Origin of the sequence: Enterobacter cloacae subsp. cloacae ATCC 13047, from assembly GCF_000025565.1 — a bacterium.
Taxonomy (GTDB): Bacteria; Pseudomonadota; Gammaproteobacteria; order Enterobacterales; family Enterobacteriaceae; genus Enterobacter; species Enterobacter cloacae.
In genome coordinates this window covers 1,909,973-1,927,989 of sequence record NC_014121.1, presented here as the reverse complement: position 1 = coordinate 1,927,989, position 18,017 = coordinate 1,909,973, and the positions used below count along the sequence as shown (strand labels likewise).

Genomic DNA, 18,017 nt, shown 5'->3' with positions numbered 1-18,017 from the left:
TTGGTAACACATTAGGCGATCCCCTATTTGATTTCCAAACTCTGGGGTTCGCTTTTTTATCTATCCTTTCAGATGTATCTCAATACTTCCAATAACCACAATACCAGACCTTCACATATCTAGCTGTTTTTACTTATTTTTTATCTTCATTTGGGTAAGCAAGAGGGCGATATGTCACAACAAAGTGAGAAAAGTCATCACCATCTTTTAACTAACTGGAAACCGGAAAATCCGCAATTCTGGGAGAATAAAGGCAAACATATCGCGCGAAGAAACCTATGGATTTCTGTGGCTTGCCTGCTATTGGCCTTTTGCGTCTGGATGTTATTTAGTGCCATTGCGGTTAACCTCAATAAAGTCGGATTTAATTTCACTACCGATCAGCTTTTTATGCTAACGGCATTACCTTCTCTCTCCGGCGCAATATTGCGTGTCCCCTACTCTTTTATGGTGCCGATATTTGGCGGACGTAACTGGACAGTATTGAGCACCGTGATCCTGATTATCCCCTGCGTCTGGCTGGGGATTGCCATTCAGAACACCGCGACGCCTTATTGGGTCTTTATCGTCATTGCCCTGCTCTGCGGATTTGCGGGCGCTAACTTTGCCTCCAGCATGGGGAATATCAGCTTTTTCTTCCCGAAATCCAGACAGGGTAGCGCACTGGGAATCAACGGCGGGCTGGGAAACCTGGGCGTCAGCGTAATGCAGTTGATCGCGCCACTGGTCATTTTTCTGCCGATCTTCACCTTTCTGGGGGTAAACGGTGTGCCTCTGGAGGACGGGTCCACCATGTGGCTGGCGAATGCCGCCTGGATCTGGGCCCCGCTTCTGCTGCTGGCCACCATTGCGGCGTTTATTGGCATGAACGATATCGCCAGCTCAAAAGCCTCTATCGCCAGCCAGCTTCCTGTGCTTAAGCGGTTTCATCTCTGGCTGCTGAGCCTGCTCTATCTGGCGACCTTCGGCTCGTTTATCGGTTTCTCGGCAGGCTTTGCCATGCTGTCGAAAACCCAGTTTCCGGACGTTAACATTCTTCACCTTGCCTTCTTTGGCCCCCTGATTGGTGCGCTGGCGCGTTCAGCGGGCGGGATGATCTCCGACAGGCTGGGCGGCGTGCGCGTCACACTCATCAACTTTGTCTTTATGGCCATCTTTAGCGCCCTGATCTTCCTGACCCTGCCCGGCTCGGGCTCCGGCAGCTTTGTCGCGTTTTATCTGGTCTTTATGGGGCTGTTCCTCACCGCCGGGCTGGGCAGCGGCTCAACCTTCCAGATGATTGCGATTATCTTTCGCCAAATCACCATTGACCGGGTGAGAAAGCAAGGTGGCACCGATGAACAGGCGCAGCATGAAGCCGTGACAGACACCGCTGCCGCGCTGGGCTTTATTTCCGCCATTGGCGCAGTAGGCGGATTTTTTATCCCTAAAGCCTTCGGCACCTCGCTGGCAATGACCGGATCGCCGGTCGGCGCCATGAAAGTCTTCCTCGTGTTTTACATCGTCTGCGTGCTCGTCACCTGGCTGGTGTACGGCCGTAAATCCTCACAAAAATAATAACTACATCTTCGCCGGAGCGTGATGCAGCACCCTCCGGCCATGCTATCGAAGCAGGAGAAATGTCATGAGCAAACTGCTGGACCGCTTTCGTTACTTCAAAACAAAAGGCGACAGTTTCGCCGATGGGCACGGGCAGGTGTATCACACCAACCGGGACTGGGAAGACAGCTACCGCCAGCGCTGGCAGTTCGACAAGATTGTGCGCTCTACCCACGGCGTGAACTGTACCGGCTCCTGCAGCTGGAAGATTTATGTCAAAAACGGACTGGTGACCTGGGAAACCCAGCAGACCGATTACCCCCGCACTCGCCCGGACCTGCCTAACCATGAGCCACGCGGTTGCCCACGCGGCGCAAGCTACTCCTGGTACCTCTACAGCGCCAACCGCCTCAAATATCCGCTGGTGCGCCGCAGGCTGATTGAACTCTGGCGCGAGGCGCTGGCGCAGCACAGCGACCCGGTACTCGCCTGGGATGCCATTCAAAACGATCCGCAAAAAGCGCAGAGCTACCGACAGGCACGCGGTAAAGGCGGGTTTATCCGCTCGAACTGGAAAGAGCTGAACCAGCTGATTGCCGCCGCCAACGTCTGGACCATCAAAAATTATGGCCCGGACCGCGTGGCCGGTTTCTCGCCTATTCCGGCGATGTCGATGGTCTCTTACGCTGCCGGTACCCGCTATCTCTCTCTGCTCGGCGGTACCTGCCTGAGTTTCTATGACTGGTATTGCGACCTGCCTCCCGCCTCGCCCATGACCTGGGGCGAGCAGACCGACGTGCCGGAGTCCGCCGACTGGTACAACTCCAGCTATATCATCGCCTGGGGCTCTAACGTTCCCCAGACGCGCACCCCCGACGCCCATTTCTTTACCGAGGTTCGTTATAAAGGGACCAAAACCGTTGCCATCACGCCGGACTTCTCAGAAGTTGCCAAACTGAGCGACCAGTGGCTCGCCCCCAAACAGGGGACCGACAGCGCGCTGGCGATGGCCATGGGACATGTGATCCTCAAAGAGTTCCACCTCGATAACCCAAGCGACTACTTCCTCAACTACTGCCGCCGCTACACTGACATGCCGATGCTGGTTCTGCTGGATGAGCAGGCCGATGGTCGTCTGGTGCCGGGACGCATGCTGCGGGCGTCCGACCTTGTGGACGGGCTGGGCGAAGCCAACAACCCGGAGTGGAAAACCGTCGCCTTTGATATTGCCGGTAATCTGGTGGTTCCTAACGGTTCCATTGGCTTCCGCTGGGGCGAAAAAGGCAAATGGAACCTGGAATCGCTGGCTGCGGGTCAGGAAACGGAGTTGACCCTTTCCCTGCTGATCACCCACGACAGCGTGGCGGATGTCGCCTTCCCCTACTTTGGCGGTAATGAGAACCCGCATTTTCGCAGCGTGAAACAGGAACCAGTGCTGACCCGCCGCGTGCCGAGTAAAACCCTGACGCTTGCCGACGGCAGCCAGAAACATGTGGTCAGCGTGTACGATCTGGTGCTCGCCAACTACGGTCTCGATCGTGGTCTGGAAGACAGTAACGCGGCTGAAAATTATGGTGAGATCAAAGCGTATACACCGGCCTGGGGCGAACAGATCACCGGCGTCCCCGCGTATCTGATTGAAAAAATTGCCCGTGAGTTTGCCGACACGGCGCACAAAACGCATGGACGCTCGATGATCATTCTCGGTGCCGGGGTAAACCACTGGTACCACATGGACATGAACTACCGGGGCATGATCAACATGCTGGTCTTCTGCGGCTGCGTGGGCCAAAGCGGCGGTGGCTGGTCGCACTACGTGGGCCAGGAGAAGCTGCGTCCGCAAACCGGCTGGCTGCCGCTGGCCTTCGCGCTGGACTGGAACCGCCCGCCGCGCCAGATGAACAGCACCTCGTTCTTTTACAACCACGCCAGCCAGTGGCGCTATGAGAAGCTGACAGCGCAGGAGCTGCTTTCTCCGCTGGCGGATGCATCCCGATTCACCGGTCATCTGATCGACTTCAACGTCCGCGCCGAGCGTATGGGCTGGCTGCCGTCGGCGCCGCAGCTCAACCTCAACCCGCTGCACATCAAAGCCCGCGCGGAGGCAGCAGGCCTTTCTCCGCAGGAGTACACCGTTCAGGCGTTGAAATCGGGCGATATCCGCTTCGCCTGCGAGCAGCCCGACAGCGGTAAAAACCACCCTCGCAATCTGTTTGTCTGGCGCTCGAACCTGCTTGGCTCCTCCGGCAAAGGCCACGAGTACATGCTCAAGTATTTGCTCGGCACCGAAAGCGGGATCCAGGGAGAAGATTTAGGCTCGACCGATGACGTGAAGCCTGAAGAGGTCGACTGGCAGGCTAACGCCATTGAGGGCAAACTCGACCTGCTGGTAACGCTTGACTTCCGTATGTCCAGCACCTGCCTGTTCTCTGACATCGTCCTGCCCACCGCCACCTGGTATGAAAAGGACGACATGAACACCTCCGACATGCATCCGTTTATTCATCCGCTGTCTGCCGCCGTCGACCCGGCGTGGGAATCGCGCAGCGACTGGGAGATTTACAAAGGCATCGCCAAAGTTTTCTCTGACGTGTGCGTCGGCCATCTTGGTACGGAAACGGACGTCGTGTTGCAGCCTCTGCAGCACGATTCCCCGGCGGAACTGTCCCAGCCGTTTGATATTCAGGACTGGCGCAAAGGCGAATGCGATTTGATCCCCGGCAAAACCGCGCCGAACATTGCGGTCGTCGAGCGTAACTACCCGGAAACCTGGGAGCGCTTTACCTCCCTCGGCCCCTTGCTGGACAAGCTCGGCAACGGCGGGAAAGGGATCTCGTGGAACACGCAAAACGAGGTCGAGTTCCTCGGCAAGCTGAACTACGTCAAGCTCGACGGTCCGGCGAAAGGCCGTCCGCGTATCGAGACGGCCATTGATGCCGCCGAAGTGATCCTCGCGCTGGCACCGGAAACCAACGGTCAGGTGGCGGTGAAGGCATGGGAAGCGCTGGGCGAACTGACCGGACGCGACCACACCCACCTGGCGCTGAATAAAGAAGATGAAAAAATCCGCTTCCGCGATATTCAGGCGCAGCCGCGTAAAATCATCTCCAGCCCGACCTGGTCCGGTCTGGAAAGCGAGCATGTCTCCTACAACGCGGGTTATACCAACGTTCACGAGCTGATCCCATGGCGCACCCTCTCCGGCCGTCAGCAGCTGTATCAGGATCACCCGTGGATGCGCGCCTTCGGCGAAAGTCTGGTGGCTTACCGTCCGCCGATTGATACCCGCAGCGTCAGCCATATGCGCGAGATCCCGCCGAACGGCTTCCCGGAAAAAGCGCTCAACTTCCTGACGCCGCACCAGAAATGGGGCATCCACTCTACCTACAGTGAAAACCTGCTGATGCAGACCCTGTCGCGCGGCGGGCCGATTGTCTGGATCAGTGAAACCGACGCGCGTGAACTGGGCATTGAGGACAACGACTGGATTGAAGCCTTCAACGCCAACGGCGCCCTCACCGCCCGCGCGGTGGTGAGCCAGCGCGTGCCGCCGGGTATGACCATGATGTACCACGCCCAGGAGCGCATTCTTAACATTCCGGGTTCAGAGGTGACCGGACGGCGCGGCGGAATTCATAACTCGGTGACCCGCGTCTGCCCGAAACCGACGCACATGATAGGCGGTTACGCGCAGCTGGCTTACGGCTTCAACTATTACGGCACCGTTGGCTCCAACCGCGACGAGTTCATCATGATCCGCAAAATGAAAAACATTAACTGGCTGGATGGCGAAGGTAGGGATCAGGTACAGGAGACGAAAAAATGAAAATACGTTCACAGGTTGGCATGGTACTGAATCTCGATAAATGCATTGGCTGCCACACCTGCTCGGTCACCTGTAAGAACGTCTGGACCGGGCGTGAAGGGATGGAGTATGCGTGGTTTAACAACGTCGAGACCAAACCGGGGATCGGCTACCCGAAAAACTGGGAAGACCAGGAGGAGTGGCAAGGCGGCTGGATCCGCGGTATTCACGGTAAGCTGACGCCGCGTCTCGGCGGCAAAATGGGGGTGCTGTCGAAAATATTTTCTAACCCCGTCATGCCGCAGATTGACGATTACTATGAGCCCTTTACCTTTGACTATCAGGATCTGCACCGCGCGCCGGAGGGGGATCACCTCCCTACCGCTCGCCCGCGCTCGCTGATTGACGGCAAGCGGATGGATAAAATCGTCTGGGGACCCAACTGGGAGGAGCTGCTGGGCGGCGAATTCGAAAAACGCGCCCGCGACCGTAACTTCCAGAAGATCCAGAAAGAGATGTACGGCCAGTTTGAAAACACCTTCATGATGTACCTGCCGCGCCTGTGCGAGCACTGCCTGAACCCAAGCTGCGTCGCCACCTGCCCGAGCGGCGCCATTTACAAGCGCGAAGAGGACGGCATTGTGCTGATTGATCAGGACAAATGCCGCGGCTGGCGTCTGTGCATCAGCGGTTGTCCGTACAAAAAGATCTACTTCAACTGGAAGAGCGGCAAGTCAGAAAAATGCATCTTCTGCTACCCGCGCATTGAATCCGGCCAGCCGACCGTCTGCTCGGAAACCTGCGTCGGGCGCATCCGCTATCTCGGCGTGCTGCTGTATGACGCGGACCGTATTGAGGAGGCCGCCAGTACCGAGCATGAAACCGATCTCTACGAGCGCCAGTGCGACGTGTTCCTCAACCCGAACGACCCGGCGGTGATTGAAGAAGCGCTGAAACAGGGCATTCCGCAGAACGTGATTGATGCGGCCCAGCGCTCCCCGGTCTACAAAATGGCGATGGACTGGAAGCTGGCCCTGCCGCTGCACCCGGAATACCGCACCCTGCCGATGGTCTGGTATGTGCCGCCGCTGTCACCGATCCAGTCCTACGCTGACGCAGGCGGTCTGCCGCAGAGCGACAGCGTCCTGCCTGCCGTAGAGAGCCTGCGCATTCCCGTGCAGTATCTGGCGAACATGCTCAGCGCGGGAGATACCGGCCCGGTGCTGCGCGCCCTTAAACGCATGATGGCGATGCGACACTACAAGCGCTCCCAGACGGTAGAAGGCGTCACGGACACCCGTGCGATTGAGGAGGTAGGCCTTACCGTGGAACAGGTTGAAGAGATGTACCGCTATCTGGCCATCGCCAACTATGAGGATCGTTTCGTGATCCCCACCAGCCACCGTGAAATGGCGCGCGATGCCTTCCCGGAACGTAACGGCTGCGGCTTCACCTTTGGCGACGGCTGCCACGGCTCTGACACCAAATTTAACCTCTTCAACAGCAGCCGGATTGATGCCATCAACATCACCGAGGTGCGCGAACATGGGGAGGGAGAGTAATGCAGATCCTCAAAATCATCGCGCTGCTGATTGAGTATCCCGATGAGACCCTGTGGGAAAATCGCGAGGAAGCGCTTTCGCTCATTGAGCAGGACGCACCCATGCTGCTGTCATTTGCCCGTCAGCACCTGAGCGCCCCGCTGCTGGATAAACAGGCCGAGTGGTGCGAGGTATTTGAGCGTGGCCGCGCGACCTCGCTGCTGCTGTTCGAGCATGTTCACGCTGAATCCCGCGATCGCGGTCAGGCAATGGTCGACCTGATGGGCCAGTATGAGAAAGCCGGGCTACAGCTCGACTGCCGCGAACTGCCGGACTATCTGCCGCTCTATCTGGAGTACCTCAGTATCGTTACGGACGACGAGGCGCGCGAAGGATTGCAGAACGTCGCGCCTATCCTGGCGCTGATTGGCGGGCGTCTGAAGCAGCGCGGCGTGGCGCATTATCAGCTGTTTGATGCCCTGCTGGTGTTGGCCGGAACGCGGCTTTCCAGCGACAGCGTGGCGAAACAGGTGGCCACGGAGAAACGCGATGATACCCGCCAGGCGCTGGACGCCGTATGGGAAGAGGAACAGGTCAAGTTTATCGAAGACAACGCCACATCGTGCGACAGCTCGCCGATGCAGCACTATCAACGACGCTTTAGCCAGGACGTCGCGCCGCAGTACGTAGACGTCAGCGCCGGAGGCCCAAAATGACACATTACCTGAACGTCTTTTTCTATGACATTTACCCCTACATCTGCGCCACCGTGTTTTTCCTCGGCAGCTGGTTGCGCTACGACTACGGGCAATACACCTGGCGCGCCTCATCGAGCCAGATGCTCAGCAAACGCGGTATGAACTGGGCCTCTAACCTGTTTCATATTGGGATCCTGGGGATTTTCTTCGGCCACCTGTTCGGCATGCTAACCCCGCACTGGATGTATGCCTGGTTTTTACCCGTCGCGGTTAAGCAGCAGTTAGCCATGATTGCAGGGGGGATTTGCGGCGTGCTGACGCTGATTGGCGGGTCCATGCTGCTGATTCGCCGCCTGTTCAACCAGCGGGTGCGCGCCACTTCCACCACGCCGGATATCATCATCATGAGTATCTTGCTGATACAGTGCATTCTGGGGCTGACCACCATCCCCTTCTCCGCCCAGTATCCTGACGGAAGTGAGATGATGAAGCTGGTCGGCTGGGCGCAGGGAATTGTGACGTTTAAGGGCGGCTCATCGGAAATGTTGAGTGGCGTTGCCCCCATCTTCCGCGTTCATCTGGTGCTGGGGATGACTATTTTCCTTATCTTCCCGTTCACCCGCTTGGTGCACGTGTGGAGCGCACCGTTTGAGTATTTTACCCGTCGGTATCAGGTGGTGAGATCGCGCCGTTGATTTTGTCGGGTGGCGGCTTCGCCTTACCCGACCTACGTTCGAGCACCTGTCGGCCCGGTAAGGCGTAGCCGCCACCGGGCTTTAATGTCAACTTACTGCCCCTCCGGTTACCAGAGAGAGAATAAATAACAGCAACAGCACCGCGACGATCAATCCGAATGCAAGTAGCACAGCATGGAACGTTAGCGTTAGCCCGGAGAAAAGAAGTGCCCCGGAGATCCCCCAACGGCTCTCCTTGCACATCCCTCCGATGAACGAAAGCCCCAGAGCCATAACAGCGAGAATAATTCCGGCATTGAGAGAATGAGTGCAATTCCTCCCAGCAACATACCCAATGAACTGAATTTATTTCGCAAAACGATTTCCATATCAACATGCCTTCGAATGATGCCGCCGCGTGGGCTGTAGGCCCGGTAAGGCGTAGCCGCCACCGGGCGATGAAGGCTGAAGCATGCCGCTTTGCAGAAGAAAATTCCACCACGAAATGTCGTCTCATAATGGCCCAAAAGTATCGTTATTGGTTCTCCAGGTGACTCATACTGTGAGCAACTGTGCGGAATAATGGCTCCCGAACACAACACAGAAGGAGTTCGCGTGATGAAACCATTTTTTCGTACAGCATTGCTGATCGGCATGATGAGCACTTTTTCCACTTATGCTAGCGCGCAGGAAACGACCGGCACGAATAGCAAAACCATTCGTGCAATGACAGGCGCAACGGCGACTTCGTCTTTATCCGCCTCACAAACTGCGTTAATCGTGGTGGATATCCAAAACGAATATTACGCAGGTAAAAATTTTCGTGGTCAGATGGTGATCCCTGATGGCGATAAGGTACTGAAGAACAGTCAAAAGCTGGTTAGCTATGCCCATCAAAAGGGGATGCAGGTGTACTTCGTGCGCCATATAGCGCCAAAGGATAGCCCGCTGTTTGCCGAAGGGTCTGTTTATGCCAAGTTCCATCAAGACCTACAGCCTTCTGCACGCGAAGCCATTATCACCAAAGCGACCCCGAGCTCTTTTGTTGGCACCGATCTGGATGCGCAATTAAAGAAAAAAGGGATCAAAAAGGTGATAGTCATTGGCCTGATGACGCACATGTGCATTTCCTCTACCGCACGTGACGCTGTTCCGCTGGGCTATAACGTGATTATCCCTGAAGATGCGACAGCAACACGCGATCTGGATGATGGTCAGGGTGGCGTGGTGGACCACAAAGCGCTGCAACGTGCGGCATTAGCCGGTGTTGCCGATGTGTTTGCCGAGATTATGACGACCAAAGACGTTATGGCGCTGCCAGTCACAGAATAAGACCGGACTTGATCCCCGTCGCCAGCCAGGTCTCTATACTGGCTGGCACACGGAGGCTTAATAACACCTCGCCTTCTCGCTATCGGCGCGAGTTTCGTGGCCGATAGCGAGAAGGCTATTTTCCGTGAGTTTCAAACCCTGCCATCACCGCCGTCAACTCTGCCAGGGAAAAACCGTGCTTCGGATCGTCAACACCCAGCCCGAAGCGTTCCTGCATCAACTGATACAGCGCCGCAGCATCAGGAAGATGGATCTGCTCCTCTACATGGCCCTTTTGCCAGTGAGTAAAGTTGAAGTTGGTCAGCGTCAGTTTGCCGCCGTCAGGCAGATGGCGGCACATCAGCAGATGATGGCGGAAATGGGACTGCGGCCAGTGCGCCGACCAGAAATTCCCCATGACGTAATCACTGAAATATTGTGTCGTCAGGTCAAAGTGGTACATCGACTGCCAGTGCTCATGGTGACGGAATTGTAGTACCCAGTCGTTCCCCTCGCTCAGCAGACGATACAGCCCGTGCGGCGTCTCCTGCTCTTGGTTGGCAAGCAGACGAATCGGTGCCGTCAGCGTCTGGCCGCCAAACCCAACGTCGGCAATCCAGCGCTCGCCGTTAAGTTCGACGAGCAACAGGCGATGCGTGCGCGGCGGCATTTGTGGTGGATTCGCTAATACCACACGTCCCAGCACGCTGCGCACCGTAAACCCAACTTCGCGCAACACGCGCTCAAACAAGCCATTTTGTTCAAAGCAATACCCCCCGCGACGCGCCTTAACAAGTTTGTCGACAAGGCTTTGATCGTCGAGCTGTATTTCGCGCGGCAGAACGACATCGATATTCTCAAACGGGATCGCACAGTTGTGATGTAAATGCAGCGCGCGCAAGGTGTCGATATCAACAGTAGCCGGTTGTTTCCAGCCGATGCGGGCGAAATAGGCAGTCAGAAATGGGGACATGCATCAGTTTCCTTTAACAGTGATGTTCTGTTTATAAACTAATTTTACGTGTCCACTTTGATTTCCGTGCTTTTTCGCCATACTCATCGTTATTAATGAGGAGACCCTATGAACCACTTTCGTCCTGTTGAATTACGTCATGCCAGCCGTCTTTTAAACCATGGTCCCACCGTGCTTATCACCAGTCGGGATGAAACCCTGGACAGGCGTAACGTTATGGCTGCCGCGTGGTCGATGCCGGTTGAGTTTGAACCACCGCGTATCGCCATTGTGGTGGATAAAAGCACCTGGTCGCGTGAACTAATTGAACGCAGCGGGCAATTTGGCATCGTCATTCCCGGCGTGTCCGCCGCCAACTGGACCTACGCGGTGGGTAGCGTTAGCGGGCGCGACGAAGACAAATTCAACTGCTACGGCATCCCGGTGGTGAACGGTCCGGCACTCGGCCTGCCCGTCATTGAAGAGAAATGTCTGGCGTGGATGGAGTGCCGGTTATTACCCGTTACATCCGCTGCAGAAAAGTACGATACGCTATTCGGGGAAGTGGTTTCAGCCGCCGCCGATGAACGCGCGTTTGTCGCCGGACGCTGGCAGTTTGACGGGGATAAGCTGAATACCCTGCACCATCTGGGAGCCGGGACGTTTGTGGCGAGTGGGAAAATGGTGAAGGCGCTGGATTGATATACCCTCCCCCCATCGGGGAGAGGGTGAACGTATTACTTCGCACGCCGGGCAATAATCTCATCCGCCACATTGCGCGGTGCTTCCGCAAAATGGTGGAACTCCATCGTGTAGGTCGCGCGCCCTTGCGACATCGAGCGCAGCGTGGTGGCGTATCCAAACATCTCTGCCAGCGGCACGTCAGCGCGGATAATCTGGCTGCCGTACTGCTCTTCCATGCCCTGCACCATGCCACGACGGGATGAGAGATCGCCCATAATATTACCGGCGTACTCTTCCGGCGTTTCCACCTCGACATGCATCACCGGCTCAAGGATCACCGGATCCGCTCTGCGAGCGCCCTCTTTAAACCCGAGGATCGCCGCCATGCGGAACGCCATTTCCGAGGAGTCGACGTCGTGATACGACCCAAAGGTCAGGGTCGCTTTTACATCGACAACCGGATACCCCGCCAGCACGCCGCTGTTCATGGCTTCGCGCAGCCCTTTTTCCACAGAGGGAATATACTCACGCGGCACCACGCCACCCTTCGTGGCATCTTCAAACTTGAAGCCACTACCAGGCTCTAACGGCTCAAGGCTCAGGACCACATGCCCGTACTGCCCTTTACCGCCGGACTGCCGGACAAATTTGCCTTCGATATCTTTCACCGCTTTGCGCAGCGTCTCGCGGTAGGTCACCTGCGGACGGCCGATGTTCGCCTCGACGCCAAACTCACGCTTCATGCGATCGACGATAATCTCAAGATGTAGCTCACCCATACCGGAGATAATCGTCTGGCCGGACTCTTCATCGGTATGCAGACGGAAAGACGGATCTTCCGCCGCCAGGCGTTGCAGGGCAATGCCCATTTTCTCCTGATCGCCCTTGGTTTTTGGCTCGATGGCAAGGGAGATCACCGGGTCCGGGAACTCCATTCGCTCAAGCGTGATGATCGCATTCGGATCGGTGAGCGTGTCCCCGGTGGTCACATCCTTCAGACCCACACAGGCCGCAATATCAACGGCGCGCAGCTCGTCCACCTCGTGACGATCGTTGGCATGCATCAGCACGATGCGTCCGATACGCTCTTTCTTGCCCTTCACCGGGTTATACACCGCGTCGCCTTTTCTCAACACGCCAGAGTAAACGCGAATAAAGGTCAACTGCCCGACGTACGGATCGCTCATCAGTTTGAACGCCAGCGCAGAAAACGGCTCTTCATCACTTGGATGACGCTCCGCATGCTGCCCTTTTTCGTCCACACCGTCGATGGCCGGTACATCCAGCGGGGATGGCATCAACTCAATCACCGCATCGAGCATGCGCTGTACCCCTTTGTTTTTAAAGGCGCTGCCGCACAGCATCGGCTGGATTTCACCGGAGATGGTCCGAATACGCAGCCCTTTGATGATCTCAGCCTCATCAAGGTCGCCCGTCTCCAGGTATTTATCCATCAGCGCGTCGCTGGCTTCTGCTGCCGCAGAGACCATTTTTTCCCGCCACTCCTGCGCGGTGCTCAGCAATTCGTCCGGTACCGGCGCATAGTTAAACACCATGCCTTGTGTGGCATCATCCCACACAATGGTACGCTTCTTGATGAGATCCACCACGCCGGTGAAATGCTCTTCCGCGCCCACAGGGATCACAATAGGCACCGGATTCGCCTTCAGGCGTTCCTGCATCATCCGTACGACGCGGAAGAAATCGGCACCCGGACGGTCCATTTTGTTGACGAACGCCAGGCGCGGCACATGATATTTATTCGCCTGACGCCAGACGGTCTCTGACTGCGGCTGCACGCCACCCACAGAGTCGTACACCATGACGGCACCGTCCAGCACGCGCATGGAACGTTCCACCTCAATGGTGAAATCCACGTGCCCCGGGGTGTCGATGATATTGATCCGGTGCGGTTCAAACCCTCTGTCCATACCCGGCCAGAAGCAGCTGACGGCCGCGGAGGTAATGGTGATCCCGCGCTCTTGCTCCTGCGCCATCCAGTCGGTTGTTGCCGCGCCATCGTGTACTTCACCCAGCTTGTGGCTCATCCCGGTGTAAAACAGGATGCGTTCGGTGGTTGTCGTTTTACCGGCATCGATATGCGCGGAAATACCGATATTGCGATAACGTTCGAGAGGGATGGGTCGGGGCATAATATTTCCTTAAGTCTGTAAGACTGAGTTGTGACGACCGGGATGGTCGCCTGTGTGTTCGTTTGCTATAATAGTCCTATTGTACGAGTATTATCGAACTATTTTTTCACGGTTGACCTATTGTTGATATAGCTCAATCTGAACGTTGACGCAGGAAAACGATGATCCCAAACCACCCCGAACCTGAACAAATACTGCTGGAAAATGTGCTATTTGCTCTCGGCAACCCGCTCCGGCTATCGATTATCCGCAGGCTGGCCGATGGCAGTGAACTGAGCTGCAACGCGCTGCGCCCGGACGATGTGGTGAAATCCACCATGACCCACCACTGGCGCGTGCTACGCGACAGCGGCGTTATCTGGCAGCGCCCGCAGGGGCGAGAGAATATGATTTCACTGCGAAGAGACGATCTGGATGCCCGTTTTCCTGGGCTGATGGCGATATTGCTGCGGGCTGAGTAGCGCTGCGGTTACGTTGATATCCGTGGCAACGCTACGCTTTCTCCTGACGATAGACCGGGATCTGCCGTCGGGTCCTGGTCAGCGTATCAAAGACCTCGGTCCCGGAGGTGGTTATTCTCATCCCCGTTTTGCGCAACCGTTGCACATCGGCCGCGATGCGCTGAATGCCGAACCAGAAAAGCCCGTCGAGTGCGGTTACCGCGAGCCCGTTTTCCAGCGCTAACTTTAATCGCTCACGGGGCGCTTTCACCTGCTGGGCGATTTGCCGGTACGGCACTTCGCTCCCCCCTTCGCTATCACTGCGCTGGATACGCGTTTTCAGGTGGTAGTTAAATTCATCGGGGATCCCGTCCAGATTCATTTTCAGGCTATAAACACAGCCGAAGCGCTTGCCGTTAAAAAGCACATTTTTTTGGCTGAGTTGAAGCTCTTTTCTGAGGCCGTCAATTAACTGCGGGGCGCGGGTGAGGAGTAACCGGAAAGGAAGCTCAAAGCTGGTGACGTAATCCACATTCAGCAGCGCCAGACGAAGACGTTCTTCTGCACCGGCCTGTTGCTCCCGACACTCTTCCAGTACCTCCGCCCACTGGCGCGTCAGACGTTCCGGTTCGGCGGCTTCGGTAAAGAGAAATTTTTCAATCTGGTAATCAACTCTTCCGGTCATCGTGCGGTTTCCCGTCGCTGTGAATGCGGTAATTCTATCCAGCGCAGTGATATTTATAAAGAACTGAACCGCAACGGCGTGCTGAAAATGTCGTTGCGATTCAGTCTTCTGACATCCGGGATCAGTGCGCCATTAACCAGCCCATCAAAAGCGTGGCGAAAATCACCGTCGATGCACCGCCAATGCGGGTCGCAATCTGGGCAAACGGCATCAGCGACATGCGGTTAGACGCGGAAAGAATTGCCACATCCCCTGTCCCGCCCAGCCCGCTATGACAGCAGGTGACAATCGCCGCTTCCACCGGGTACATATTCAGGCGCGACGCAATAAAATAGCCGCTCAGCGCCATTGCGATGACGATCGAACCGCACACCACCACGTATCCCACCGAAAAGACCGACACCACGCTCTCGAGCGGCACGTACAGCATGCCAAGACCAATCATCAACGGCCAGACCAGCGCAGCGGAGACGAATTTATAGCAGCTGTGCGCGCCCTGCTCCATGGAGGCCGGGATCACCTTGAAGTATTTGCACAGCACGGCGATGAGGATCATCAATACCGGGCCGGGAATATGCATCAGCTTCTCAAACAGTCCGCCAACGATAAAAAACGCACACACCATCAGCAACCCGCCCCCCATCAGATGGAAATCCGTCTGCTGTACGCTCTGCGCGCTGGCAAACAGGCTTGTGTCATCTTTGCTGCGGGTTAACATGCCATTGCCTGAAAGCGAGGGACGTTTTGCCCCGAGGCGCGCCAGCGTACCCGCACAAATAATGGCAAAGATATTCCCCACTACGGCGGCGGGTGCCAGTTGCGCCACGTAGACGTCAGGTGCCTGACCCAGTATCGCCGAATAGGCCAGCGACAACGGTAAAATCCCCTCACCAATCCCTCCGCCGATAATCGGTACGATGATGAAGAAGAAGGTGTGATACGGCGTATAGCCAAACAGCGAACCAACGAGTAAGCCGGTCAGCACGGCCATCAGGGTACCCACCACCAGTGGAACGAACATGCGGATCATCCCCTGGATCAACAGCACGCGGTTCATCCCCAAAATGCTCCCCACCACCAGACAGGCGATGACGAAATAGAGCAAATTGGCCTCTTTCATCAACAGGTGAACCGTATCCAGGGTGTGTTTCTCGAATACGCCAAAATAGACCAGCACCGAGGGCAGCATCAGGCACAATATTGCCGGGCCACCAATATCTTTCAGCAGCGGGATTTGTCGGCCAATTTTGGCAAAGGCGAAACCGAGCGTCATGATCACCGCGAGTCCACCGATCATGTTTTTCGGCAGCAGCCCCGCCCACGCGGAGGTGGCCACAATGGCCGCGATACCGACAAACAGCATCAACGGGACCGCGCCAACTTCAGCATTGCTCAACCCAAAAGCAAAACGTGAAGCGACTGGAGACGTGGTTACAGAATTATCTTTCATATAATCACCGGATTAGTAGGTTCGGATATCAATAAACAGGAATAAATCGTAATTAGCCTGTATTTAATAAAGCTTTAATATTTAATCGTATTCAAATTGCCATTTATAAAAATGGTTCACCGAGAAATTAGCATGGCGATTTCGCCGGAAATGTGAACAGCACGAGAATTTGTTTTTAAATAACTTAATTCATCTTTTCGTAACTAAAGTTTTTAATCGCCGCATCGGTGTTTTGAAATTAATTAAACCAGAAAGACTGTGACCGTTATCACTACGCCTCTGATCCTTAACCGCTAGATTAGCGCGAAACCAAAGACATAAATAAACCTGCGCCTGCAACTGAACCTTATCCGATTATTGAAATTCAGGAGTCATTCATGTCTCGCAAAGAAGTACTGTATACCCCTTATAGCGGCGCCGTATTACTGGAAAATCCGTTATTAAATAAAGGGCTCGCATTTATTAAAGAAGAACGTGATAACTTTAATCTGCACGGTTTGTTGCCACACAACGTTGAAACCATCGAGGAACAAACCGAACGCGCCTGGGTACAATTCTGTCATTTTAAAAGCGATATTTCCCGCCACGTTTATCTGCGTAATATCCAGGATACTAATGAGACGCTGTTTTACAACCTGCTGCGTTCGCACCTGAAAGAGACGTTACCCATTATCTATACCCCCACGGTAGGAGAAGCGTGCGAACACTTCTCAACTATTTATCGCCGCGCGCGTGGGCTGTTTATTTCCTGGCCCAATCGTCACCGTATTGATGAAATGCTGCAAAGCTTCTCACGCAATGATATTCGCGTCATCGTCGTGACCGACGGAGAGCGTATTCTGGGGCTGGGCGATCAGGGAATTGGTGGGATGGGAATACCCATTGGAAAACTCTCGTTATATACCGCCTGTGGTGGGATCCACCCGGCGTCTACCCTGCCGATTATGCTCGATGTCGGTACCAATAATCAGCAGCATCTGGACGATCCCATGTATATGGGCTGGCGTCACCCACGCATCAGCGACGATCAGTACGCCGAGTTTATGGACATGTTTATCAGTACCGTGAAGCAGCGCTGGCCCAATGTATTGCTGCAGTTTGAGGATTTCGCGCAGAAAAACGCCACCAGACTGCTGCAGCGCTACCGCGACCAGCTGTGCTGTTTCAACGACGATATCCAGGGTACCGCCGCCGTGACCGCGGGCACGCTGATTGCTGCCGCCCATGCTGCCGGGACCCGTGTTCGCGATCAGCGCGTGGTCTTCCTGGGGAGCGGATCCGCCGGTTGCGGCATTGCCGAAAAAATCGTGGCGCTGATGATGGATGACGGGCTAACCGAAGCCGAAGCCCGCAGTCGGGTCTTTATGGTCGATCGCTTTGGCCTGCTGACTGACGATATGACCAACCTCCTCGACTTCCAGAAAAACCTGCTCACGGCGCGCGAGGCGATCCGCGACTGGCAGGTTGAGTCGAACAATATTTCGCTGCTGGACGTGGTTAAAAACGCGCATCCGACGGTAATGATTGGGGTCTCAGGCCAGCCGGGCCTCTTCAGCGAAGAGATTGTGAAAGAGATGCATCGCCACTGCCCGCGTCCGGTGATTATGCCGCTTTCTAACCCCACATCCCGCGCGGAGGCGCAACCGCAGGATCTCATTGCCTGGACACAGGGCGCCGCGCTCGTCGCCACCGGCAGCCCGTTTGCGCCGGTGTTCTGGCAGGGCGAGCAGTACGATATTGCCCAGTGTAATAACGCCTATGTATTCCCCGGGCTGGGGCTGGGTATTCTGGCCTGCCATGCACGCCGGGTCACCGAGGAGATGCTGATGGCGGCAAGCCGCAGCCTGGCCGCGCAGTCGCCGCTGGTGACAACCGAAAAAGGTGGATTATTGCCGCCGGTGGATCATATAGAAACGGTGTCACGCCATATCGCGTTTGCCGTCGCCAGAGCGGCCATTGAGCAAGGTGTTGCGCCAGCCATGGAGGATGAGATATTGCTGGCGCGGATTGAAGAGACCTGGTGGCAAGCAGATTATGCGCCGTACCGCAGGGCTGCGCTGTAGCCGTCAGCCTGCCCTCACGTTA

At 55.9% G+C, this 18,017-nt stretch carries 13 protein-coding genes; 9 read left to right on the top strand and 4 right to left on the bottom strand.

The genetic code is table 11. From position 1 onward, the window contains the following. Nucleotides 1–171: 171 nt before the first annotated feature. The 6 genes from ECL_RS09330 to ECL_RS09305 all read left to right on the top strand — a co-directional run bounded on the left by ECL_RS09330 (nucleotide 172) and on the right by ECL_RS09305 (nucleotide 9,589). Nucleotides 172–1,557: a NarK family nitrate/nitrite MFS transporter gene (locus ECL_RS09330; protein ID WP_013096516.1), complete on the top strand. Its 1,386-nt coding sequence runs from the start codon at nucleotides 172–174 to the stop codon at nucleotides 1,555–1,557. 67 nt (nucleotides 1,558–1,624) lie between these two features. Continuing rightward, the gene (locus tag ECL_RS09325) at nucleotides 1,625–5,365 is read left to right on the top strand and encodes a nitrate reductase subunit alpha (protein WP_013096515.1); all 3,741 of its coding nucleotides are present in this window, start codon (nucleotides 1,625–1,627) and stop codon (nucleotides 5,363–5,365) included. Then, nucleotides 5,362–6,906 (top strand): nitrate reductase subunit beta, encoded by a 1,545-nt coding sequence (narH, locus tag ECL_RS09320; RefSeq protein ID WP_013096514.1) that lies wholly within the window; start codon nucleotides 5,362–5,364, stop codon nucleotides 6,904–6,906. Before ECL_RS09325 ends, narH begins: the two co-directional genes overlap by 4 nt. Then, on the top strand, nucleotides 6,906–7,601 hold the full coding sequence (gene narW, locus ECL_RS09315; RefSeq protein ID WP_013096513.1) for a nitrate reductase molybdenum cofactor assembly chaperone: 696 nt from the start codon (nucleotides 6,906–6,908) through the stop codon (nucleotides 7,599–7,601). The genes narH and narW overlap by 1 nt, the downstream gene beginning before the upstream one ends. After that, complete coding sequence (gene narI / locus ECL_RS09310; protein WP_013096512.1) at nucleotides 7,598–8,278, top strand: respiratory nitrate reductase subunit gamma; 681 nt, start codon at nucleotides 7,598–7,600, stop codon at nucleotides 8,276–8,278. The genes narW and narI overlap by 4 nt, the downstream gene beginning before the upstream one ends. 597 nt (nucleotides 8,279–8,875) lie before the next feature. Beyond that, a complete protein-coding gene (locus tag ECL_RS09305) occupies nucleotides 8,876–9,589 on the top strand; it encodes an isochorismatase family protein (protein ID WP_013096511.1) in 714 nt (237 codons plus the stop codon). 115 nt (nucleotides 9,590–9,704) lie between these two features. Here the strand turns inward: ECL_RS09305 and nhoA are convergent, their stop codons facing one another. Beyond that, nucleotides 9,705–10,541, bottom strand: a complete 837-nt coding sequence (gene nhoA / locus ECL_RS09300) for an N-hydroxyarylamine O-acetyltransferase (protein WP_013096510.1) — start codon at nucleotides 10,539–10,541, stop codon at nucleotides 9,705–9,707. Between the two features lie 108 nt (nucleotides 10,542–10,649). On the opposite strand from nhoA, the gene ECL_RS09295 reads away from it, so the two are divergent. Then, nucleotides 10,650–11,222 (top strand): flavin reductase family protein, encoded by a 573-nt coding sequence (locus ECL_RS09295; RefSeq protein WP_013096509.1) that lies wholly within the window; start codon nucleotides 10,650–10,652, stop codon nucleotides 11,220–11,222. A 35-nt stretch (nucleotides 11,223–11,257) separates the two neighbouring features. Here the strand turns inward: ECL_RS09295 and fusA are convergent, their stop codons facing one another. After that, nucleotides 11,258–13,357 carry an elongation factor G gene (gene fusA / locus ECL_RS09290; protein WP_013096508.1) on the bottom strand — a complete coding sequence of 700 codons (2,100 nt, stop codon included), beginning with the start codon at nucleotides 13,355–13,357 and terminating at the stop codon, nucleotides 11,258–11,260. Nucleotides 13,358–13,518: 161 nt separating this feature from the next. Between fusA and ECL_RS09285 the strand changes: the two genes are divergently transcribed. Next, nucleotides 13,519–13,818, top strand: coding sequence for an ArsR/SmtB family transcription factor (locus tag ECL_RS09285; RefSeq protein ID WP_013096507.1), 300 nt, complete (start codon nucleotides 13,519–13,521; stop codon nucleotides 13,816–13,818). A gap of 31 nt (nucleotides 13,819–13,849) precedes the next feature. On the opposite strand, the gene ECL_RS09280 is transcribed toward ECL_RS09285, so the two are convergent. Further along, nucleotides 13,850–14,482 (bottom strand): ECs1377 family protein, encoded by a 633-nt coding sequence (locus tag ECL_RS09280; RefSeq protein ID WP_013096506.1) that lies wholly within the window; start codon nucleotides 14,480–14,482, stop codon nucleotides 13,850–13,852. A 121-nt stretch (nucleotides 14,483–14,603) separates the two neighbouring features. Then, nucleotides 14,604–15,932, bottom strand: a complete 1,329-nt coding sequence (locus ECL_RS09275; protein ID WP_013096505.1) for a 2-hydroxycarboxylate transporter family protein — start codon at nucleotides 15,930–15,932, stop codon at nucleotides 14,604–14,606. 377 nt (nucleotides 15,933–16,309) lie between these two features. Here ECL_RS09275 and ECL_RS09270 point away from each other — a divergent pair, with 377 nt between their 5' ends. Continuing rightward, on the top strand, nucleotides 16,310–17,995 hold the full coding sequence (locus ECL_RS09270; protein ID WP_013096504.1) for an NAD-dependent malic enzyme: 1,686 nt from the start codon (nucleotides 16,310–16,312) through the stop codon (nucleotides 17,993–17,995). Nucleotides 17,996–18,017 lie beyond the last annotated feature (22 nt).